Genomic DNA, 23,143 nt, shown 5'->3' on the forward strand with positions numbered 1-23,143 from the left:
TTAATGAAGTTTTCAAAATTTAATTGGTATAAAATTTTCATTCATCTTTCAACACACTAACTATCAAAATATTATGAGAAATTTACTTTTTAGCCTAAGTATTGTTTCTTCCTTAATCGTTAATGCTCAAAGCATTAATTTGGAAGAATTTGCCACCGGATTAACCAGTCCGGTCGAGATTACGAATGCCAATGACAGTAGGTTATTCGTTGTTCAGCAGAATGGTATAATAAAGATTATCCAGCCTAATGGTTCCATTAATACCACCAATTTTCTGGATATTACCTCAAAAATTCTTTATGGAGGAGAAAGAGGGCTTTTAGGGCTCGCCTTCCATCCTCAATACCCAACTAATGGGTATTTTTTTGTGTATTATAACAACACTGCGGGAAATATTATCGTTGCCAGGTACAAAGTAAGTACCACCAATTCCAATGCAGCAGATCCCAACTCTGAGAAAATCCTTCTGAACATTCCAAAGCCATTCGCTAACCATAATGGTGGAAGCATTCATTTTGCCCCTGACGGAAAACTCTGGATTGTAACAGGAGATGGTGGAAGTGGTGGCGATCCTAACAACAATGCACAAAACAAAAACTCACTTCTCGGAAAAATGTTGAGAATAGATGTGAATACCACAGATCCGGTTCCATACAATATTCCTTCTGACAATCCTTTTGCCGGGGCTGGCGTTGACGGAGCAGATGAAGTGTGGGCTTACGGACTTCGGAATGCCTGGAAATTTTCATTTGATCTCAATGCAGGAAATGCTATGATTGCAGATGTAGGCCAGGGAGCAATTGAAGAAATCAACAGAATGCCCGTCACACAGGCCGGAATCAATTACGGATGGCGTTGCTATGAAGCAAATACGGCCTATAACACTTCAGGATGTGCTGCTCAGTCTTCTATGACATTCCCTGTTGCCATCTATGATCATTCTGGTGGAAAATGCTCTATCACCGGAGGCTACGTTTATGCAGGTTCTCAATATCCTTCACTTCAGGGAAAATATTTCTTTGCAGACTATTGTTCCGATCAAATAGGCATTCTGAGTACTGATAATTCGATCATATGGACCTCTGCTTACAGCGGAAACGGCTTCTCCTCCTTCGGTCAGGATTCACAAAAGGAATTGTATGTGGCAGCAGTCACCAGTGGAAAGATCTTTAAAATTACAACAGGAACTTTAGCTACTCAGGAAAATAACAGTTTAGACAAAATCAGCATTTATCCTAACCCAGCCACTGAAGAGATTTTCGTTCATGGCATCAGGGAGAAGAATTTAACACTGGAGATCATCAATACAGAAGGACGGAAAGTACTGGAATCTAAACAGGTCATCAATGGTAAAAGCATTAATATTTCCAGAATTCCAACAGGAGTTTATTTTATCAATCTGAAACTAGGAGACATGAAATCATATAGTCAGAAACTGATCATCAAATAATTTTTATTTTTAAATAAAAGTTTATGCCTCAATATTCTGTATTGGGGCATTTTTCATTAAATAAAATACTACAGAAAAGACAGGAATTAAAAAACATAATCTTTCAGGCTTTGAAAATCTTTCAATTTCCTGATCAAAAAGCATATTATTAAAAATAGAAACAGTGAGTACAGCTGACACAAAAAATAAAATCTCAAATCCGTTTACCTTTTGAAAATGTCTCACCATTTTAAACTGAGTATCCAATATCCCAAAACCAAGAAACAGAATCATATACGAAAATGACCATATCCTGAAGGTATCCCAAGCAATCGTATGCAATAGCAGAGGAAATAGTGATATTATATACAGCAGGAGAATTGTATGTTGATTCACTTTTCGGAATTGTTTATAGATTACAAAGAACATAAAAGCTATTGGAATTCCAAATTTAACAGGAATTCCGAAAGAGTAAATTTTAAAAAAAAATGTTGAACTTTCCTGTTTCAGATAATTTAAAAAGCTTTCTGTATAGGCGTCTGCAACCACACCTGAAACACGATCACTTATCAATCCGGAATATTTTAAATACTGAAAAATCAGATCACGATTGTCTTTTCCGAAAAACTCCTGATATACAGAAATTAAAAAGGTTGCTCCCATCGGAATGATGAGAAAAAAAGCTACTTTTTTCAATACTGCTGATGTAAAGACCGGCTTATGGCCTTTCCATTCATTTACCAATAAAGCAAAAAGGCAAATCGGAAGCATGATAAAGAATATAATTTCGTGTATCATCACACTGACTGTGCACAGCAAAGATGCCCACCAATATTTTTTATTCCGAATAAGAAACAGGGCCAGCATTGTCAACAGAAAAATCACATGATCCAAATACCCGATAAGATGGGCAGACAATATAGCATATTGAGACAGAAAAAAAACTACATAAAAAAGAACCTTATGAATACTGTAATTTTGTAGAGTATGCTTAACTGCAGTAATGAGTATTGTCACATATAGTAAAAATAATATCACTGCAGATAATATCTGTATCTGGTACTCATTTTTTTCAAAAAAAAATCCGAAGATCTCACCAGCAAAGCCCCTCTTGATGAATCCAAACCTATAGTCCATCAGCCAATGCGACTGAGACCATTCATTGGGCCATCTTACCGTCTTAAAAAAACTGAAAGAAAGTGTATAAATATATAGAAATATGACTAGAGCCTTATGTCTCATTCTCTATATCGTCATCGAGAAGATTCTCGTCTCCGGCTTATTTCTCATCATCCTGAGGTCAAAAACCATCGCTACATTTCTGGTGAAAGCCCTTCCCGCTTCAGTAATTTTAATTTCCTTACCGGAAATTTCAACCAACCCGTCATTTTCCATTTCCTTCAGCATTTCTAAAGCGTTATCCAGCTCAGGGAAAGAGTTGCCTGCAGTAAAAGTAGTTTCAAGCTGGCACATCAGATTTAAAATATGTCTTCTTACTATCAGGTCTTCTTCATTCAGAACGTGGCCTTTTACAACAGGGATTTTACCTTCTTCTACCATCGTCTGATATTCTTCCACTGTTTTTACATTCTGGGCAAAAGCATACCATGAATCTGAAATAGCAGACATACCAAGTCCTACCATCAGCTGGGTATTGCTTGAAGTATAGCCCATAAAGTTTCTGTGAAGTTTTTTATGGATCAGAGACTGGTATAAATCATCATGTTCCAAGGAGAAGTGATCCATTCCCACTTCAATATATCCTAAATCCTGAAGCAGTTTTTTACCATCTTCATACAGACGGCGCTTTTCTTCTCCACTTGGAAGGTCATTTTCATCAAAACCTCTCTGCCCTACTCCTTTCACCCATGGAACATGTGCATAGGAATAGAATGCCAGTCTGTCCGGCTTCAGCTCCATTGTTTTTCTGATTGTATGTTCCATCGCTTCCCAACTCTGATGTGGAAGTCCAAATACTAAATCATGGCTGATTCCTCTGTAACCAATTTCCTTAGCCCATTCGGTCACATTCTTCACGTTCTCAAAAGGCTGGATTCTGTTGATCGCTTTCTGTACTTTAGGATCATAATCCTGAACACCGAAGCTTACTCTTCTGAAGCCCAGATCGTATAAGGTTTGAAGATGTTCTTTTGTTGTATTATTAGGGTGTCCTTCAAATGAAAACTCAGGATGTTCCGCAATCTCTACTGTGGAAAAGATTCCTTCCAGCAATGTTCTCAGGTTTTCAGGAGAGAAAAATGTAGGAGTACCACCACCAAGATGCAGCTCTTTTAACTTTGGTTTTTCATTAAAAAGCTCAAGATAAAGTTTCCATTCTTTTAAAACGCTTTCCAGATAAGGAACTTCAACGCTATGCTGTTTAGTAATACGCTTATGGCATGCGCAGAATGTACACAATGCCTCACAGAAAGGCAAATGGATGTAAATAGAAATTCCCTCCTCTGCATTGGTTTCATGAAAAGACCTGATTACGCTTTCCTTCCATCCTTCCGGTGAAAATGTAGAATCATCCCAATAAGGAACGGTAGGATAAGAGGTGTAACGGGGTCCGGGAATATTATACTTATCTATTAAAGAGTTCATTTTGAAAATAAAATTTTATAAGGTGGGGAAATTTAACATTATTAAAAATCCATCCTACAAAATTAACCATTAGTTATGAATTTTAACCTATGAATTATATTAGGTTGTATTTTATAATGAGTCTAAATACGCCAACAGAGCTGGTTACAGGGATAATGATAAATTCTATCAGTTTTATTTATTTTTTTGATCCTGATTTCCTATCTGTAAAATCTAATATTACTTGTATAAAGGAACCTTAATCTGACCGGAATCTCTTTCAAGAAAATCAAGCCATGCTGTAGCAATAATCTTAAAATCTTTCAAAGGAACTACCCTATCCAGATCTTTTATACCAGGATACACAAATACAACTCCCTCAGAAGTCATTTCTATTGTACAGGTAAAAACCGTCCAGTCATTATCAACAGGAAAAGGATTACCATTCAGATAATGATCTGTCATTTCCAGTAAATCATTGATATCCATTGGTGACCTTAAAAAAGTAAACAGTTCTTCCATGGCCCCACCTCCTAAAAAAAATGGTGTTCCTAATTTAGAAACGATAAATTCTATATCATATATTTTTAAAACATCTTCTGTTTTCATCAAAAATCACTTCAGTTTCATCATCACAATCCTATCCTTCCCAGCAAAAACCACTCTGTTCCCATCAATCCACTGCCCAACATATAACCCTTTTTCATCAGAAATTTTCTTCCAGGTATTTCCAAAATCTGAAGAATAACTGATATGCTGATCTCCTACCGCAATAATCTCCTTTCCTTTTGATCCCGGCTTTATTTTCACACAGGTCGTATAGCCTGCATTCTGTCCTGAAGCCTGAATCTGCCAGGTTTCACCGCCATCATGAGTCGTTGCAATATTATTGATACTAGCACTCTGTTTTGTATAATCACCTCCTGCTGCAATTCCGAATTGATCATCATTAAAATCAATAGAATACATTCCCTGTGATGACTCTCCCTGAATAAAAGGGGTTTTAAAAACCTCCAGCTTTTCATTCTTAAGGTTCAATCTTAAGATTCTTGAAGCTTTGCCTCCGGTTGCAATCCATACATGCTTTTTGGTAGAGGAAATATTGGTATTACTGGCAGCAAAAGCAGCTTCTCCTTCATTTAGTTTTAAATCATTCTTGAACATACCCCATTTTCCGTCTTTATAAACAGCCAATTTCAATACATTGTCACTGTCCGCATCACTGAAAGTATATGCCAGTTTATCATTCACAAAATGTAAAGCATCATAGAATGCTGTTTTTGCAGAATCTGTAAAAACAATCTGGGATTTCAAGTCTTTTTTATCAATTTTGAAAAATCGGGCCGGGCTCACAATATTGATCGCATAGAATGAAGTTTTATCCTGTGCAAGCGTTCTGAATTCAAGTTTTTCATCAGAAAGTTTGATTTGTTTTTGATTTTTGGTATCGTTAATATCTACAAAACCGAATTTGGAATCTGACCCGCTGTACCAGACTTTATTGTCATACAATTCAAGAGCTCTGATGCTTATTTTATCGTTAAGAATTGTTTCAATGCTTTCCACCTGTTGAGAAAATGCAGTCATTCCTACAGACAGGAATACAATGGAAAAAATATTTTTCATATATTATTTTGATTGGTTATTTGCAACAAAAAAACCGCCGAAGCGGTTTATATTATTTAATCTTTCTGATATTTTTCAGGATTGTTAAGTTTACTGTTAGATTTTCCATAAAGGAAATACACTAAACCACCTAAGAAAAGCCATACAGCAGAAAGTTCCAATGCATGAGCACTTAAGTTAAATATTAAATATATATTAATAAATACTCCTAATGCCACAACGATTTTATAAGCTGGAACTTTGAAAGGTCTGATCAAGTTAGGTTCTTTCTTTCTCATTACCCAAACAGCAATACAAACCAATGTAAATGCAAACAGGGTTCCGAAGCTAGTCATATCTGCCAGTGTAGAAATCGGTGTAAATGCAGCGATAAAAGCCACCACTACTCCTAATAAAACAATTCCTTTATAAGGCGTTTTTGTTTTTGGATGAAGCTCTCCAAAAAACTGAGGAATCAATCCATCCTTTGCCATTCCAATAAATATTCTGGACTGTCCCATCATCATTACCATTACTACAGAGATCAATCCTACAGTAGCCGCAATGGTTACGACATTACTTGCCCAATGTTTCCCTGCAATTTCGAATGCATAAGCTACCGGCGCTTTAATGGCATCAGGATATTTTCCTTCAGGATTAAAGTCTGAATAATGCATCATTCCTGTCAAAACAAGAGACACACAAATATATAATGCTGTACAAACTAATAATGAAACAATAATAGCAAAAGGCACATCTTTTTTAGGATTGATAGCCTCTCCTGCCTGTGTAGAAACGGCATCAAAACCAATATAAGCAAAAAAGATAGCTGCAGCCCCTGAAATAATTCCTTTAATACCATAGGCTGAAACCAAATCCCCTTCTGAATTTTTAAGTTTTATCTGATCAGGAATAAAAGGTTTCCAATTTTTAACTCCATCAACTGCGTTGTAAAGATCAGTATTGGAAAAAATAATATAAACCCCTGCAATGATCACAAAAATAACAGCTGAAGTTTTCATCAAAACAATCAGGTTATTAGCTCCTGCTGCTTCTTTAGTTCCTTTTACCAATAAGGCTGTAATCAATAGAACAAGAATAAATGCAGGCAGGTTCATAGAAAATCCATCTCCTGTATAACTTGATGGATCTGAAGTAAGATAAGCCGGTAAGTGAATATTAAATATTTTCAAAAATTTGGTGAAATATCCCGACCAGCTCACAGAAACGGCCATACTGGCCATGGCATACTCCAGGATGAGACACCACCCCATGGCCCATGCAAAAATTTCACCTACTGTTCCGTATGCATAAGCATATGCAGATCCCTCAACAGGAATAATGGAGGCAAACTCCGCGTAGCATAATGCTGCAAAAACACAGGCAATACCTGCTATAATAAAGGAGATTGCAAGTGCTGGTCCCGCATGATAATAGGCTCCTGTTCCCGTAAGAACAAAGATTCCACCTCCGATGATAGCACCTACTCCTATTGCTGTTAAACTCCATTTTCCAAGGACTTTCTTCAGCTCACTTTTCTTCATATCTGCCTCATAGGCACTTAGTGGTTTTTTAACCCAAATTTTCGACATGTTTTTTTATTTATTAAGGATTTACGAAAATATAAAAATTTTAGGAATCCTCACGTTTATCGTTAAAATTTCATCATTTATTTTATATTAAAATCTTAAAAACCTAATTAACACATTATTTAATTCATTTTAAAAAGTCCATATTTTTGCTTATTTTTGATCGCATGAATTTATATGATCTTTTTGTAAAACCCTATGAAAACTATGATGCTTTACAGATTTTGCTTGAAGTATCAGGTGCCATTTTCGGAATTTTGAGCGTATATTTTTCCATTAAGAAAAATATATGGGTATATCCTACAGGCATTATTTCAACACTGATTTATGTATATATTCTTTTTAACTTTGGGCTGCTGGGAGATTGCCTGATCAATGTTTATTATACTGTGATGAGTGTCTATGGCTGGATATTGTGGGCTAAAAATTCGGAAGACCATGTGCATGTGGACGTTACGTGGGCGACACAAAAAGAATGGTTCTATGCAGGAATCCTTTTTATCCTGAGTTTAGGACTTGTCACATTTATTTATTATTATAAACCTTATATTGACAATCACTTTTCAATGGAAGGAACCAATCTTGGATTATATCATCTGGATTGGGCAAACTGGCTGGATATTTTTACCACTTCAATATTTTTAGTAGGAATGTGGTTTATGGCCAAACAGCGCATTGAGAACTGGATTTTCTGGATTATCGGAGATATTATTTGTATGCCTATGATGATTTTTAAGGGGCTTGGCATCACTTCGGTTCAATATTTGGTATTTACTATAATGGCTATCTTAGGATACCTTAATTGGAAAAAAAGTTTTAAAGAAAAAAAAGTACAATAAAGTTATGAAAAATTTATTAAAAATAGCAGTTAGCATCTTTGCTATTAGCACTTTAACATCTTGTATGGCTTATACAGACGGATATGGCAGCAATGGTTATGGTGATCCATATTATAACAATGGATCTTACTACGCTCCTTCCGGATATTATGGCAATGGCGGATATTATGGTAATGACGGCTATTATTATAGAAACAACATCAATTACTACTATGATAATGGTATGCCTTACTATTATGACACTTATAATAATTCCAGAAGAAAAGTGTATGTAGAAAGAAGAAATACAACTCCTACGGTCACTTCACAAAGACCTAATAACGGTTTCCGTAATAACAACAGCGGATCTTATAACAATGGAGGATATAACAGAAACTCTAATAACAGCAACAGTGGTGGATTCAGAAATTCAAACAGCGGTTATCAGAATAATCAGGGAAATCAGAATAACCAAAATAACGGTGGATTCAGAAACCAAAACAGCAATAGTTTTGAAAACAGAACCCTGAACGCAGGCGGATTCAGAAACTCAGGAAGTACAAATACAAACACCAATACCACTAGACCTGAATCTTCAAACGGAGGAGGTTTCAGAAACAGCTCAAGCACTCAAAGCACTCCAAACACCAGTTCAAGCAGAGAACAAAACAGTGGCGGGGGCTTTAGATAGAACAATTATAAATAACGATTATAAATAAGGAAACGAACAGTTAACACTGTTCGTTTTTCATTTTAAATATACTAATTTTGTTTCTTCATTCAGACAAAAAACAATATGGAATTTTATAAATATCAGGGAACGGGAAATGATTTTGTAATGGTAGATAACCGTGACCTTCAGTTTCCTAAAGACAAAAATATCATTGAAAAACTATGTGACAGACGTTTTGGAATAGGTGCAGACGGCCTTATTCTTCTGGAAAACGATCCTGATTATGATTTTAAAATGGTCTATTATAATTCAGACGGTGGAGAAAGTACGATGTGTGGAAACGGAGGAAGATGCCTGGTAGCTTTTGCCTTTTTTCTTGATGTTTTTGAAGACAAATGCAAATTCATTGCGATAGATGGTGAACATGAAGCAGAAATTCACAATGGGATCATTAAATTAAAGATGATTGATGTGAATACAGTCTCACATAACGGAAATGATGCAGTTCTTAATACCGGTTCTCCTCATTATGTAAAATATGTAGAAAATCTTGCCGATTATGACGTTTATACACAGGGACACGGCATCAGAAATTCAGAAAATTATAAAGAAAAAGGAATCAATGTCAACTTTGTAGAAAAAATTTCTGACAATGAAATTTTTGTAAGAACCTATGAACGAGGCGTTGAGGATGAAACTTACAGCTGCGGAACAGGAGTTACAGCTTCTGCTTTAACTTTTCTTCAAAAAGACAATCTAACTTCCGTAAAAGTTAAAACCCTAGGAGGAAATCTTAAGGTATATGCTGAAAAAAGCGGTGATTCTTTCTGCAACATCTGGCTGGAGGGTCCTGCAAAGCAAGTTTTTAAAGGTAAGGTAGATATTCTTTAAAATCAAAAACTTTTAATCAATACTATTTAGGAATGAAAAAAGCTATTCTCATTATCATTCTGCTTGTTTTTGTAGTGGCAGGATTTTTTGGTTTGAGATTTTATAATAAATACTTCGGAAATAACGTAGAAAAGGGCGGTTATATTTTGATCCCTCATAAGGCAAACTTTAATCAGATTCTTGATTCTATTGCTCCGTATATTAAGGATCACAGTTCTTTCGAAGCGGTAGCTAAAGATAAAGGACTTGTTACTAATTTTAAGGCAGGGCGTTATCATATTCAAAGTGGGAAAGGAAATACAGACCTTGTTAATATGATCAAAGCAGGTAACCAAACGGCCAATTCTTTCAGAATTGGTGATTTTGGAGATATGTACCAGATGATTGGAAAGGTTACCAAAAAAACAGAACTGGATTCTCTTCATTTTGTGAATGATCTGGATGTGGTTGCGCAGGAAAAAGGATATAAGAACATTGAAGACTTAAAGAAATATTTTTTCATTGATACTTATAATTTCTTCTGGACAGTAAGCCCAAGAGAATTTTTTGCAAAATTTGATGACCAGTACAATGATTTCTGGACCAGTGAAAGAAAAAATAAAGAACAGCAATCCGGACTTACAAGAGATCAGATTTATGCACTGGCATCAATTGTTTACAAAGAATCGGGAGGGAAGAAGGACGAAATGAAGACCATTGCCGGTTTGTATTTAAATCGATACAGAAAAGGAATGAAGCTTCAGTCTGATCCTACCGTTATCTATGCGATCAATAAACAGACAAATTTTAAAGAACCAATCAAAAGGGTATTATATAAACATTTATCTACTCCTTCTCCATACAATACCTACGCCAATGCAGGGATTCCTCCAGGGCCGATCTGCGTAGTGGATAAGAACTCAGTAGATGCTGTTTTGAATGCAGAAAACAACAATTATATATTTATGTGCGCAGATCCCGCAAGATTTGGATATCATAAGTTTACAGCCAGTGTGGAAGAACATGCTGTAAATGCAAAAGCTTATCAGGATTGGCTCAATTCAAAGAATATAAAATAAGCTTTTAGCAGGCACCAGGATTTTACAGAAAAAAACAATACATAAATCATAATATTTTGAAAATCAATTTAATACAAATTGTCAAAATATTAAGGGTTATCCTTTCACGATTTTATACAAAAAAATAACCTATGAAGAATAAGACAGAAATTGTCAATATTTTCACCAGAAAAACACTAGGACTTACGTTAGTACTTTCGGCAGCTGCAATGGCCTTTGCTCAGGAGAAGGCCGACATTTCAGGGATCATTGTCAATAAGAAGAACCAACCGGTGCCTTATGCCTCTGTAACCTTTAGTAACAAAGCCAACAAATCATTCAGTGATGCGGTATTGACCGATGAAAAGGGGCAATATAAATTACAGCTTGCTCCCGGCAGCTACGACATTACTGTAGAAGCTATTGATTACAAAAAAAGCATTATTAACAAAAACATTACCGGAGCCGGAAATATTGGCGCTTTATCTATTGAAGCTTCAACGACTTCCACATTAGACGGAAAAACACAGGAGCTCCAAGGAGTTGTTATTACAGCATCTGCAGCTAAGCCCTATAAGGTAGAACTGGATAAAAAAACGTACGATCCATCTCAGGATATTGTGAGTAAAGGAGGAAGTCTTCAGGATGTTCTTACGAATGTACCATCTGTTACAGTAGATACAGACGGAACCGTTTCTATGAGGGGAAGCTCTAATGTAAAATTCCTGATCAACGGTAAACCTTCTTCCCTATTAGGGATTGATGATGGAGCCAATGCATTGCAGAGTATTCCGGCTGACCAGATTGAAAGAATTGAGGTCATTACCAATCCTTCTTCAAAATTTGAAGCTAGTGGAACTTCCGGTATCTTAAATATTATTCTTAAAAAAAGCAAAAAAGTAGGATTTAACGGTAGTGTAGTGGGAAGTCTTGGATACTTTCCGAGAACCTCCCTTAATGCCAATTTAAGCTGGAGAAAAAACAACTGGACCTGGTTTGTAAATGGCGGTGGTGGCTATACAGAAAACAAAACCAAAAATAATGCTGAAACCACTTACCATAATATTAAATTCCCTGATATAAATCCTATCCCTACTACTCAGGAAGAAATAGATAAAATCCCTACCGTTCCTGTTCATCAGCTTCAAAACTCCACTAGTAAAACATATAATAAAAACTATAATGCAAGTGCCGGTTTTGTATATGATGTTTCTGAAAAAACGTCCATCAACTTAACAGGATTGGTGAGAACTTTTGAGGGAGACGGAAATGATCTGGTAAATACCTATGACACTTTTTACAAGTACACAAAAGACACCTCAGATCCATGGAAGCTTATGAACCCTTATACATTAAGGGATTCTAAAACTGTTTTTAATAATCTTGCTTTTCAGGGAGATGTAGGTTTGGATCATAAATTTAACGATAAAGGGCAAAACTTATCCTTATCATTAAGTTTACAACGAAACAGAAGTAATAACAATGCAGACATTCTGGAAAGTGTAGATCATGTTCCTTCTGTACAGGATATTACAAGAAGACATTCTGTAAGTAAAACGGTAATCGGAAAGGCAGATTATGAATTGCCACTAGGCGAAAATTCAAAACTTGAAGCTGGTTACAGATTGGATGTCAACAACAATACATATGATAACTTTGTAAGCACCACATCTAATAATCCACTGATTGCAGATTATAACAACAATACAGACTATCGGGAAATCTTCAATGCTTTCTATCTGCAGTTTAGGAGTAAGATTGGAAACTTCGGCTATCAGGTAGGATTAAGAGATGAAATTTCTAATGTTAAGATCCATTATATCAGCCAGAACCCTACGAAGGAGCCATTAGATAAATCCAAGAATTACAATAATTTATTCCCAAGCGTATTCTTAAGTTATGACATCGCTAAGAATAATCAGATCTTAGTTAATTACTCCCGAAGAATAGACAGACCAAGATCATTCTTTATGGTTCCTTTCTCAAGCTACACCAATAACCAGAATATTTTCGAGGGAAATATCGATTTAAATCCATCGTATGTAGATTCTTATGAAGTAGGCTATAACCTTACCAAGAAGAAGTTTACCCTGAACCCTACTTTTTATTATAGACATGCCACAGATGATACGAAAATGCTGGTCTACAGACCGGATGAAAGAAAAACAGTATTCTATACAAGACCGGAAAATCTGGGCAATGACGATCGTATCGGTTTGGATCTGAACTTTACCTATGATCCTTTTGCATGGTTCAAAATTATGGGAAGTGCAGATATATTCAGATACAAAACGACAGGAATTACTTCTTATGCTACCATAGATAAAGATGGTTTAGCACAGACAAGAGAATTAAACTTTACAGGAAGTGGTTTCTCTACAAGATTACGTCTTAATACAACGTTCAAACTGGATAAGACCTTAAGCGTACAGCTGCAAGGTTTCTATAGAGGTGGTCAAAAGACAGTCAGCCAGGACAGAAAGGATATGTATGCTGTAAACTTTGGAGCATCCAAAACCATTTGGAAAGGAGACGGAACTATTACTTTCAACATTCAGGATATCTTCAATACAAGAGGGATGGAAGTATTTAATTACACCAATGATTATACCCGTAGCAGCTTTATGCAATGGCAGCCAAGACAGTTTTCTATCTCTTTAACCTATAGATTCAAACAAGGTGAGAAAATAGAACAACCTAAGAGAAAAAAGGATATTAATTCTAATACAACTGGTGACGAACAGCAAGGCCCGATGTAATAAAACAAAAATCCCGAAATTTAGATTTCGGGATTTTTTATTATTTTACAATTTCAGCTCTCTCTTCTTTTTCTTTTTCAGCTTCATAAATTCTTTTTCTTAAGTCGCTGGTAGAAAACCTGTGGTCTCTTTTATTGTAAAAGATCTCAATACCTTTCTCTTCACAGTATTGTTTACCAGTAAAATCTCTGTCCATATAATCATCACCAATGATTCTTACATCGATAACAAAAGATTTTAAAATATCCAGTAAATCCTCTTCTGTGTAATAAGGAATAATTTCGTCCACTGCATTTACAGCTTTCAGCTGAATATAGCGTTCAACAATAGTCTGGCTTGGTTTGTTTTTGTTGGGTCTGTCGTGAGACGGATCAATCTGCAACCCTACGATCAGATAATCGCATACTGTTTTTGCTTCTTCCAGCATTTTAATGTGCCCTGCATGTAATAAATCAAATGAGGAAAATGTAATACCTATTCTTTGTGTCTTCATATTAATGTTAAAAGTTAAAACTTCGCTGAAATAAATGTTCTTTTAAACGGATAAAAAACCGGTGATTCAGGGAAGGTGTTTTGCAATTGTTGTTTATAATCGTTTTTAAATTGTTCTTTCATTTCATCAGGAAGCCTTTCTATATAAGGAAGCATAGCGGTTCCGGAAGCCCAGGTGAATACTGCTTCTGCATTTTCAAGAACATGAGGGAATACTTTCTCATAAACGGTGATTTCTCTTCCTTTATTGTCGAATATTATTCTGGCATAGTCTTCAATGTTCAAAACAGTATACTCTCTTTCCCATCCGTCATAAGCACTTTTATAAGGCTCAGCACCTGCAATCTTTCTGAGCAGCTGATGAACTACATATTCGTGGTTTGAGGGAATCTGCACTGCCAGTTGTCCACCTTCCTTAATTTTACTGATGATTCTTGGGAAAAGCTCCTTATGATTACCACACCACTGGATAGCCGCATTGGAAATAATCAGATCATAAGTATCTCCCAAATGAAGCTGCTCTTCAATACTTCTTTTTTCAAAATTCAGCCTGCTTGTTTTGAACTGAGCCGCTTTTTCAAGCATTTCTTCAGAAGAATCTATTCCTAAGACTTTAGAATCTTCTAAGTAATCCAAAAGTTTTGAGGTAAGCTCTCCCGTTCCGCACCCCAGATCTATAACGGATATTCCCGTTCTTGATTCTACCAGTTTCAACAGATCAAAGAAAGGGGCTGAACGCTCTTCTTTAAATTGATCATATATTTCAGGATTCCAAGCCATAATGGTGGTGTTTTATGAGTTTAGTTTCTCGAATTGAGATATTTCTGCCATTCCCAGACTGTCCTTAAAGACTCTTCCAGGGAAGTTTCTGATTTCCAGTTAAGTTCTTTTTCTGCTTTTGAAGGATCTGCATAGGCAATAGTAATATCCCCTTCTCTTCTCTCACAGATCTGATAAGGAACATCTACTCCATTTGCAATTTCAAAAGCTTTTACGACTTCTAAAACGGATGACCCTTTTCCAGTTCCTAGATTATAAGTATCAATCAATGTTTCACCGGACTGATCTTCCATAAGCTTCTTTAAAGCAGCTACATGAGCCTTTGCTAAGTCTACTACATAAATATAGTCACGAACAGCTGTTCCGTCCTCAGTAGGATAATCATTCCCCCAAATACTTAGTTTCTCACGAACTCCTGCAGCGGTCTGCATAACATAAGGAACTAAATTATTAGGAATTCCTATTGGTAATTCTCCGATTTTTGCTGAGGGATGTGCTCCAATGGGGTTAAAGTATCTTAATAATGATATCTTTCTGTTGTATGCCTTAGCAAAATCGATCAGGATTTCCTCACCCATTTGCTTAGTTTTTCCATAAACGCTCTCAGGCATTTTTAACGGAGTATTTTCATCAATCGGCATTACTTCTGCCTGTCCATATACAGTACATGACGAACTGAAAATAAAGTTGGAGATTTCTCTTTCTTTAAATTCCTGAAGGATATTGATGAGTGAAAACAAATTGTTTTCATAATAGTCTACAGGCTTTACCTGGCTCTCTCCTACAGCCTTTGAAGCCGCAAAATTAATACACCCATCAATATTATGAGCGTCAAAAACCTGTGAAAGAAGTTCTTTACGCTTAAGATCAAAAGGATAAAAAACTGGTTTTTTACCAGTGATCTCCTCTATATTATTTAAAATAAACCTCTCCGAATTGGACAGATCATCTACAATAACAACATCAAAGCCATTATTGATAAGTTCTACTACTGTATGAGAACCAATATATCCAAGTCCTCCTGTAACAAGTATTGCCATTTTTTAATCTTCGTGTTTTCCTATATTTTCTATTTCATTTTTTTCTATTTCCCTATGATTTAAATAAAAGATATAAAAAAAAACAAAACCGATAACTAATGTATTAAAAATAATTACAAAGTTATAATATGAATTGTTAATGTAACTTTTAATTAAGGTATAATTAGCAAAACAAACTAAAATAAGGATCACTACAGCAAAAAAATTGAGAATAATCTTGGTATATTTTAATTTGCAAAAAATGATTATTCCTGCAATTAAATTTACAATGATGTAAAGAGAGTATTTAAAAATATTTTCAAAAATACTCTCTTTATAATATCTAGAGTAAGACAAGGAATTGTAGGACATCACTGTATTGATCAAATAAAGTGAATAAATCCCCATAATAAAAAGATGAACTCCTAAAAAGAATTTATACTTTTTACCTTTAAGAAAAAATCCCTTCATCTCCTTTTATCCCATAAACTCAAGGACAGCATCTGTGATATACTTCAACTGCTCTTCATCCAGTTCCGTATGCATTGGTAAAGAAACTACCTGCCCCAAAAGCTTATCTGTATTTACAAAGTCAGCATCATTGCTTTCCTGGAAATAGGCTTTTTGTTTTCTTAATGCTACAGGGTAGTAGATCATTGCCGGAATTTCCTTTTCAGTAAGGAACTTCTGAAGTTCGTCACGTTTTCCATTCAGAATTCTTAATGTATACTGGTGGAATACATGAGTAGAGCTTTCAGATCTTTTTGGAGTTAAGATATTCGGATTTCCTGCGAACGCTTCATCATAATAGTCAGCAGCTTTTCTTCTCGCCTCGTTATATGAATCCAAGTGTGGTAACTTTTTTCTTAAAACCGCTGCCTGAATGCTGTCTAAACGGGAATTCACTCCCACCTCATCGTGATAATATCTCTCGTACATTCCATGGTTAACAATTCCTCTTAAACGGTGTGCCAGCTCATCATTATTTGTAAAAATAGCACCTCCGTCACCATAACATCCAAGATTTTTGGAAGGAAAGAAAGATGTAGTTCCTACTGTTGCCATCGTTCCGGCATATTTCGATGTTCCGTCAGAGAATGTATATTCTGCACCAATTGCCTGTGCATTGTCTTCAATTACGTATAAATTGTGCTCTTCAGCAATTTTCAGAATCTCTTCCATATTGGCACACTGCCCAAACAAATGTACCGGAATAATTGCTTTTGTTCTTGGTGTGATCGCCTTTCTTAAAGCATCTGTTGAAATAGTAAATGTATCATAATCTACGTCTACTAAAACAGATTTTAATTTAAGCAGATGAATCACCTCTACTGTTGCTGCAAAAGTAAAATCAGCAGTAATTATTTCATCCCCTTCTTTCAAATCCAGCGCCATAAGGGCAATCTGTAATGCATCAGTTCCATTTGCACATGGAATAACATGTTTTACATCTAAATAAGACTCCAATTCATTCTGGAAAGACTTTACTTCAGGACCGTTGATAAAAGCCGCGGAATCCATTACATTTAAAACTGCATTGTCTACATCATTCTTTATTTTGTAATACTGACTTTGCAAGTCAACCATCTGAATTTTTTTCATAAATAAATTATTTCTGTAAAAATAAGGATTTTAAAATCCTATCAAAAATTTTATTGATTTTGTTTTTATCTTTATACAAAAATTTATATGAAAAAAATTTTACTCTTTTGTTTCCTAACAGGTTACTCTTATAGTATTGCACAAACTCAGCTTGTTTTTGTGTATTTTAAAGACAAGCCTAATAAAGCAGTATTTTATGCTAATCCTCTTTCTGAGCTTAGCCAAAAATCGCTTGACAGACGTACAACATTAGGCATATCCCTTAATGATCAGGACGTCCCTATAGAACAATCTTACATACAAAACCTTCAGAATCTAGGATTTACCGTTACAGATTATTCTAAATGGCTCAACGGAGCGGCAGTCAACGCAACCCCTGCTCAAATTGCCACTTTGCAAACCCAGCCTTTTGTTTTATCCGTAGAAAGTTTTGCCCGAAACGGAACTCCTACAGTAAAGCAGACCCCCGTTAATAAATGGAAAAATCCTACGAATACCCAGAAGGGACTTACCAATTTTGAATATGGTTCCGGTACCTTACAGATTGACCAGGTAAACATAAGACCTCTTCACATTGCAGGCTTTACAGGAACCGGAATTTCCATTGCCGTTATTGACACAGGATTTCCTACTGTGAATACCGGAAATGCTTTTCTGAGACTACGCAACAATAATAAGATAAAGGCTGGTTATGACTTTGTTACCAAATCCAATGACATCTACAACCCTTCTCTAAATGCACATGGCACCGTTGTACTGGGAGCTATTGGTGGTTATTTGGAAAATATCTTTGTAGGTTCTGCACCGGATGCGGATTTTTATCTGTACCGAAGTGAAAATACCGCTGCTGAAATTCCTGAGGAAGAACTCTACTGGATCGAAGCTGCTGAAGAAGCAGACAGAAAGGGAGTAGAAATTATCACAACCTCACTTGGATATCAGGCATTTGACAATCCTCAATACAGTTATACTTATGCCGATATGAACGGAACCACGTCCTTTATTGCAAGGGGAGCCGGAATTGCTGCTGAAAAAGGAATTTTTGTTCTTGCTGCGGCAGGAAATTCAGGGGATAAACCATGGCATTATCTTTTAACTCCCTCAGACAACGCTAAGGTATTTACGATCGGAGCAGTAGATTCTTCAGGAAATACATCTGTATTCTCTTCTTTCGGACCTAATTCACTGGGAGTCATTAAACCGGATGGAAGTGCTAGAGGAACTGCTACTGCAACTGTTTTAGGAGATACCACCTTTACGAGTACCGGAACTTCCCTTGCTACTCCTATTGCTGCGGGAGGTGTTGCCTGTCTTCTCCAGGCATTTCCTACCATGAATAGGGATCAGCTCAAAACAAAGCTAAGACAGACGGCTTCACTTTATCCTAATCACACAGATCAGATAGGATATGGCATTCTTAACTTCGGAAGTCTTTACAATGGTGTATTAAATACTTCTGAAATTGTAAAAAAAGAAAAATTCGCGTTGTTTCCGAATCCTGTTAAAAACATTCTTAATATTGCCTCAGAAGATGACATCAGTTCGCTGGAAATTTATGACAATCTGGGAAGGCTGATAAGAAAAGTGAGTGATCAGAAGTCTGTAAGGGTTGATGATTTTGCAAAAGGTATCTACTATCTGAAAATACAGACCCTTGATAAAGGGTATTATAAGAAGTTTATAAAGGAATAATCTTCATTATTTTAAACACAAATAGCACTATTTTATCACTAATATTACGAAACTGATTATAAACCAAAAACGGGTCATTAGACCCGTTTTTTTCACTATAAATAGTATATTTTTGATAATATCGCTTTCATTAAAAGCAATTTAAGCCGAGTTTCTGCTTGCATTAATGTTTCCGAATAAAGATCTTGTCACTAATTTCTCATAAGCTTCTTTGTTTCCTTCACCTTTCTGAATTTTCATCAGTGCATATTGCTGAATACTGAGCAATGGTAAAACAATCTTTTCACGGATCTTCACTGATTTTCTGGATAACGGATCTTCTTCCTGAAGTATTTTGAAACCAGTCAATTCCAGCATAATATCTCTTGAAAGCTCATATTCACTGAAAAGAACATTCCAGAATGCTCCGAATTTAGGATTGTTTTTGATATAATAAGTTAAAGGAAAGTAAGACTTATTCATACTCATCATGGAGTTCAGGACTAAAGTTTTAAAGAAATCTGAGCCTTTATACAGTTCTCTAACTTCTTCAAACCTTCCCTCCTCTTTTAACTGCTGCATAGCATAGCCAAAACCGAAAAATCCGGGAACATTCTGTTTCAATTGTGACCAGGAACCTACAAATGGAATGGCTCTTAAATCTTCAAACTTCAATTCACTTCCGTTTCCTCTTTTAGATGGACGGCTTCCGATATTGGTTTTTCCATAATATTCCAGTGTACTCATCTCCTGAAGATAGGGAACAAACATTGGATGGGCCTTAAGATCTGAATATTTCTGATAACTGATATTTGCCAGCTCAATAATCAATGCCCGTTCTTTCTCCGTAAGATCTTTTTTGGCGTTTTTAAATACATCATTTTCTACTCCGGCAGTCAAAAGCTGTTCAAAATTGTATTTTGCCTGTTCTTTATTTCCGAAAATACTGGTAATCGTTTGCCCCTGAATGGTCAGTTCAATTTTATTATTCGCAATTGTTTTTCCCTGGGACGCATAGAAATCGTGGGTTTTTCCACCACCTCTTGCCGGAGGTCCTCCTCTGCCGTCAAAAAACACAACTTTAATATTATTCTGCTCTGAAAGTTTCGTCAGTACTTCTTTAGCCTTATAAATTTCCCAGTTGGCCTTTAGATATCCACCATCCTTGGTTCCATCAGAAAAGCCCAGCATAATGGTCTGCTGGTTTCCTCTTCTTTCAAGATGTTTTTTATATACAGGATTCTGATACAGTTCATTCATCACATGCTCTGCATTATCAAGCCCCTCCATGGTTTCAAAAAGCGGCACAATATCCATATTGATGTCTTCGTCCTGATATCCGCACACTTTAAAGAATGCATAGACATTCATCACATCTTTCACGGCATCAGAATTGGAGATAATATAACGGTTCATTCCTCTCAGCCCGTTCAGGTCCTGAATTTTGGAAACCTGAGCTACCGTCAGTAATGTATCTTTTACAATATCCTCAAAATCAGCTGCATTTACCTGTTTTAAAATCTGAATCAGCTTATTGAATTTCTGTTCGGAGTCAGCTTCTTCATTTCCGTATACTTTTGCAAAAACCTCATCAATGACTTTCTGATGAATTCTGCTGTCCTGGCGGATATCCAACGTGGCAAAATGAGTTCCAAAAATTTTCACCCGATCTCTGAAATTCACCAAAAGATCTAAGAATAGTGCATTGTGCTCATTGATCAATATTTTTTCAGCCTCATCTGTTTTCTTTAAAATATCTTCTGCTGTAATTGTTTTCCCATCAAAAATAGCCGTGTACAACTCCTCGCTTAAAGCCGTCAATACTTCAGAAACACCTCTGAAACTCAATCGCCTTCTGACGAATTTCAAATGGCTGTAATAAGACTTCAGAATGGCTGAACGAAGCTCCTCGGCTACTCTTTTGGTGACATCGGCCGTTACAAAAGGGTTTCCGTCACGGTCTCCTCCTGGCCAGAAGCCAAGCTGTATAATATCTTCATGCAGATGGAAATTTCCGTTTCCAAATGTCTTTTTAATCTTCGTAAATAATTCACCAATCGTATCATAATACACATATCTCAGATAGGAAATAATGCTTAGAGCTTCATCAATTGGTGTCGGTTTTTCCTTATTCACAAAAGGGGTTTTCCCCAGCTGCTGCAAAAGGGTATCAATCTGAGTAACGGAATCACTGGTAATGGCCCCTCTCAGATCCTGGATGATTCTCTGTACTGAACTTGGATAAAACTGTGTAGGGTGCGCTGTAAACACAACCTTTACACTGAAATCCTTTAATTTCTCACGTACTTTCTCAATTTTATGATCCTGAAAAGAACGTTCAAAAAGATTGGTCACGGTTCCGCCATCACTTTCGGAATGCAGATTGGGAAATGCAGCATCTTCAATACTGTCGAATAAAACCACCTGTCTTTCTATATATTGAATGATCTTAAAAAGCAGTTCAAGTTTCTGCTCTTCGGTCTGAAGATCGGTATGGTTTTTAAAAAATTCTTCAACAATTTCTTCGGGGGTTTTTCCTGCATCATAGCCGCTTTTGCTTTCCTCATAAAGGAAGGGAAGCAACATCCCGATATTGGTCATTTTATCATAAGGCAGGCTCATAAATAATGAATTGTAGATCTGGAATTTATTTTCCACGATCTGCCTGAATTTTTCTGCGCGTTGGTCGTGTCTCATAATAACAAATGTAAGTGATTTTGGAATTAGTTGAATTGATAAATGACAAAAAATTAAAACTTTATTCTCACCTGAAAATTTAAAATAACAATAGCAATTACAGCTTAATTTTATCCTCAAAAATTAAGTATTCTATAAATATTCAATATCTATATCTTCAATGAAACATTTTGTAACTTTGGGTTTTAATTAATTCTTAGATACAATTTTATCTGTTGTATCAAAAATTTTCGAATATGGGCTACATCAGAGAATATTACGAACAAATTGTTAAGCTACAGGAATCTGAATGGGAATTCATCGCAGGATATTTCCGTAGAAAAGTGTATGCTAAAAACGAAATTATTACGCAGCAAGGTGATACGGAAAACTATTTGTCTTTCATCGAATCCGGATTGGTAAGATTTTATATTCCTGATGATGAACATGGGTATACTTTTAGCTTCAGTTTTGAAAAGGAATTTACCTGTGCCTATGATTCTTTCCTCACTCAAACGCCTTCTGAATATGAAATGCAGGCATTAACAGAGACGGTTGTATGGCAGATCTCATTTGATGATTTACAGAAAATTTATAATCAGACCAATGTGGGAAATCATTTGGGACGTTTTGCCTCCGAGAAACTGTTTCTGGCTAAAAGCAAAAGGGAACTTTCTTTATTGAAACTTACCGCCAAAGAACGTTACTTAAAACTATTTACTGAACAGCCTGTGCTTCTGCAACGGGTTCCATTAAAATATATTGCTTCTTATATCGGAATTACTCCACAGGCTTTAAGCAGAATCCGCAGACAAATTAATTAACATAGGTTCATTGTGTATCTTCCCTCTTCTGTTGAACTTTGCAGAAAAATATTTCAATGAATTTACCTATTGTAGCCTATGGGAACCGTATTTTAAAGCAGAAATGCATACCGGTTAATGAAAACAGCCAGGAAATACAGGACCTTATTGCCAATATGTGGGAAACCATGGAAAACTCCAATGGATGTGGCCTTTCCTCTTCCCAAATCAACAACCCCCTACAGCTTTTTATTGCTGACAGCCAGATCATATTTGAAAACTTTGATACTGAAGATCAGCTTCTCTCCTTCGAAAGGAATGATAAGGGAATCAGGGAAACTTTTATTAATGCTAAGATTATAAACACTTCTGAAGAGACCTGGGAAGATTATGAAGGATGCCTAAGCATTCCCGGACTGTCTCAAAAGGTAGAAAGGCCCTGGAAAATTACCATTGAATATCTCGATCAGGATTTTATCAGACAAACCAAAACTTTTACAGGATTAACGGCGAGAATCATTCAGCATGAGTATGACCACACACAGGGAGTTTTATATATTGATCATTTGAAACCATTAACAAGAAAAATGATAGAATCGAAATTGAAGAAGATTGTCAACGGAAATATTAAAACCGGATATCCTATGACGTTTTTATAATCTTCTTAGGGCATTGAGAACATGAGTAATTTTCGTAAATTTGTTCTGAAAACACGT

Annotated in this window: 19 protein-coding genes; 9 read left to right on the plus strand and 10 right to left on the minus strand. The window is 36.0% G+C overall.

Going from position 1 to position 23,143, the window contains the following annotated elements:
• Positions 1-73 precede the first annotated feature (73 nt).
• A complete protein-coding gene (locus WH267_RS08610) occupies positions 74-1,450 on the plus strand; it encodes a PQQ-dependent sugar dehydrogenase (protein WP_340007383.1) in 1,377 nt (458 codons plus the stop codon).
• Positions 1,451-1,471: 21 nt separating this feature from the next.
• Here the strand turns inward: WH267_RS08610 and WH267_RS08615 are convergent, their stop codons facing one another.
• From WH267_RS08615 to WH267_RS08635, 5 genes are all read right to left on the minus strand, one after another.
• Positions 1,472-2,227, minus strand: a complete 756-nt coding sequence (locus WH267_RS08615; RefSeq protein WP_340007385.1) for a hypothetical protein — start codon at positions 2,225-2,227, stop codon at positions 1,472-1,474.
• Between the two features lie 447 nt (positions 2,228-2,674).
• A complete protein-coding gene (gene hemN / locus WH267_RS08620) occupies positions 2,675-4,033 on the minus strand; it encodes an oxygen-independent coproporphyrinogen III oxidase (protein WP_123319680.1) in 1,359 nt (452 codons plus the stop codon).
• Between the two features lie 219 nt (positions 4,034-4,252).
• Complete coding sequence (locus WH267_RS08625; RefSeq protein ID WP_340007387.1) at positions 4,253-4,621, minus strand: hypothetical protein; 369 nt, start codon at positions 4,619-4,621, stop codon at positions 4,253-4,255.
• A gap of 6 nt (positions 4,622-4,627) precedes the next feature.
• Positions 4,628-5,638 (minus strand): WD40/YVTN/BNR-like repeat-containing protein, encoded by a 1,011-nt coding sequence (locus tag WH267_RS08630; protein WP_340007389.1) that lies wholly within the window; start codon positions 5,636-5,638, stop codon positions 4,628-4,630.
• Positions 5,639-5,694: 56 nt separating this feature from the next.
• Complete coding sequence (locus WH267_RS08635; protein WP_340007391.1) at positions 5,695-7,209, minus strand: amino acid permease; 1,515 nt, start codon at positions 7,207-7,209, stop codon at positions 5,695-5,697.
• Between the two features lie 164 nt (positions 7,210-7,373).
• Here WH267_RS08635 and pnuC point away from each other — a divergent pair, with 164 nt between their 5' ends.
• The 5 genes from pnuC to WH267_RS08660 all read left to right on the plus strand — a co-directional run bounded on the left by pnuC (position 7,374) and on the right by WH267_RS08660 (position 13,384).
• Positions 7,374-8,045: a nicotinamide riboside transporter PnuC gene (pnuC, locus tag WH267_RS08640; protein ID WP_340007393.1), complete on the plus strand. Its 672-nt coding sequence runs from the start codon at positions 7,374-7,376 to the stop codon at positions 8,043-8,045.
• Positions 8,046-8,049: 4 nt separating this feature from the next.
• Positions 8,050-8,715: a hypothetical protein gene (locus WH267_RS08645; protein WP_340007395.1), complete on the plus strand. Its 666-nt coding sequence runs from the start codon at positions 8,050-8,052 to the stop codon at positions 8,713-8,715.
• 105 nt (positions 8,716-8,820) lie between these two features.
• Positions 8,821-9,588 carry a diaminopimelate epimerase gene (gene dapF, locus WH267_RS08650; protein WP_340007397.1) on the plus strand — a complete coding sequence of 256 codons (768 nt, stop codon included), beginning with the start codon at positions 8,821-8,823 and terminating at the stop codon, positions 9,586-9,588.
• Positions 9,589-9,620: 32 nt separating this feature from the next.
• Positions 9,621-10,646 (plus strand): endolytic transglycosylase MltG, encoded by a 1,026-nt coding sequence (gene mltG, locus WH267_RS08655; protein WP_340007400.1) that lies wholly within the window; start codon positions 9,621-9,623, stop codon positions 10,644-10,646.
• Positions 10,647-10,777: 131 nt separating this feature from the next.
• Positions 10,778-13,384 (plus strand): TonB-dependent receptor, encoded by a 2,607-nt coding sequence (locus WH267_RS08660; RefSeq protein WP_340007402.1) that lies wholly within the window; start codon positions 10,778-10,780, stop codon positions 13,382-13,384.
• 40 nt (positions 13,385-13,424) lie between these two features.
• Here the strand turns inward: WH267_RS08660 and WH267_RS08665 are convergent, their stop codons facing one another.
• From WH267_RS08665 to WH267_RS08680, 4 genes are all read right to left on the minus strand, one after another.
• The gene (locus WH267_RS08665; protein WP_115973870.1) at positions 13,425-13,877 is read right to left on the minus strand and encodes an adenylyltransferase/cytidyltransferase family protein; all 453 of its coding nucleotides are present in this window, start codon (positions 13,875-13,877) and stop codon (positions 13,425-13,427) included.
• A gap of 14 nt (positions 13,878-13,891) precedes the next feature.
• Positions 13,892-14,656 (minus strand): methyltransferase domain-containing protein, encoded by a 765-nt coding sequence (locus WH267_RS08670; RefSeq protein ID WP_340007405.1) that lies wholly within the window; start codon positions 14,654-14,656, stop codon positions 13,892-13,894.
• A gap of 20 nt (positions 14,657-14,676) precedes the next feature.
• Positions 14,677-15,696, minus strand: a complete 1,020-nt coding sequence (gene galE, locus WH267_RS08675) for a UDP-glucose 4-epimerase GalE (protein WP_340007407.1) — start codon at positions 15,694-15,696, stop codon at positions 14,677-14,679.
• A gap of 456 nt (positions 15,697-16,152) precedes the next feature.
• Positions 16,153-17,277, minus strand: a complete 1,125-nt coding sequence (locus WH267_RS08680) for a DegT/DnrJ/EryC1/StrS family aminotransferase (RefSeq protein WP_123319688.1) — start codon at positions 17,275-17,277, stop codon at positions 16,153-16,155.
• An 87-nt stretch (positions 17,278-17,364) separates the two neighbouring features.
• Between WH267_RS08680 and WH267_RS08685 the strand changes: the two genes are divergently transcribed.
• A complete protein-coding gene (locus WH267_RS08685) occupies positions 17,365-18,969 on the plus strand; it encodes a S8/S53 family peptidase (RefSeq protein ID WP_115973865.1) in 1,605 nt (534 codons plus the stop codon).
• A 141-nt stretch (positions 18,970-19,110) separates the two neighbouring features.
• Here WH267_RS08685 and WH267_RS08690 read toward each other — a convergent pair whose 3' ends face one another.
• Positions 19,111-21,645, minus strand: coding sequence for a phosphoenolpyruvate carboxylase (locus WH267_RS08690; RefSeq protein ID WP_340007411.1), 2,535 nt, complete (start codon positions 21,643-21,645; stop codon positions 19,111-19,113).
• Positions 21,646-21,881: 236 nt separating this feature from the next.
• Here WH267_RS08690 and WH267_RS08695 point away from each other — a divergent pair, with 236 nt between their 5' ends.
• Complete coding sequence (locus WH267_RS08695) at positions 21,882-22,448, plus strand: Crp/Fnr family transcriptional regulator (RefSeq protein WP_340007413.1); 567 nt, start codon at positions 21,882-21,884, stop codon at positions 22,446-22,448.
• A 56-nt stretch (positions 22,449-22,504) separates the two neighbouring features.
• Positions 22,505-23,086, plus strand: coding sequence for a peptide deformylase (gene def / locus WH267_RS08700; protein WP_340007414.1), 582 nt, complete (start codon positions 22,505-22,507; stop codon positions 23,084-23,086).
• The last annotated feature ends 57 nt before the right edge of the window (positions 23,087-23,143 follow it).

Source organism: Chryseobacterium sp. MYb328, assembly GCF_037572595.1.
GTDB lineage: Bacteria > Bacteroidota > Bacteroidia > Flavobacteriales > Weeksellaceae > Chryseobacterium > Chryseobacterium pennae.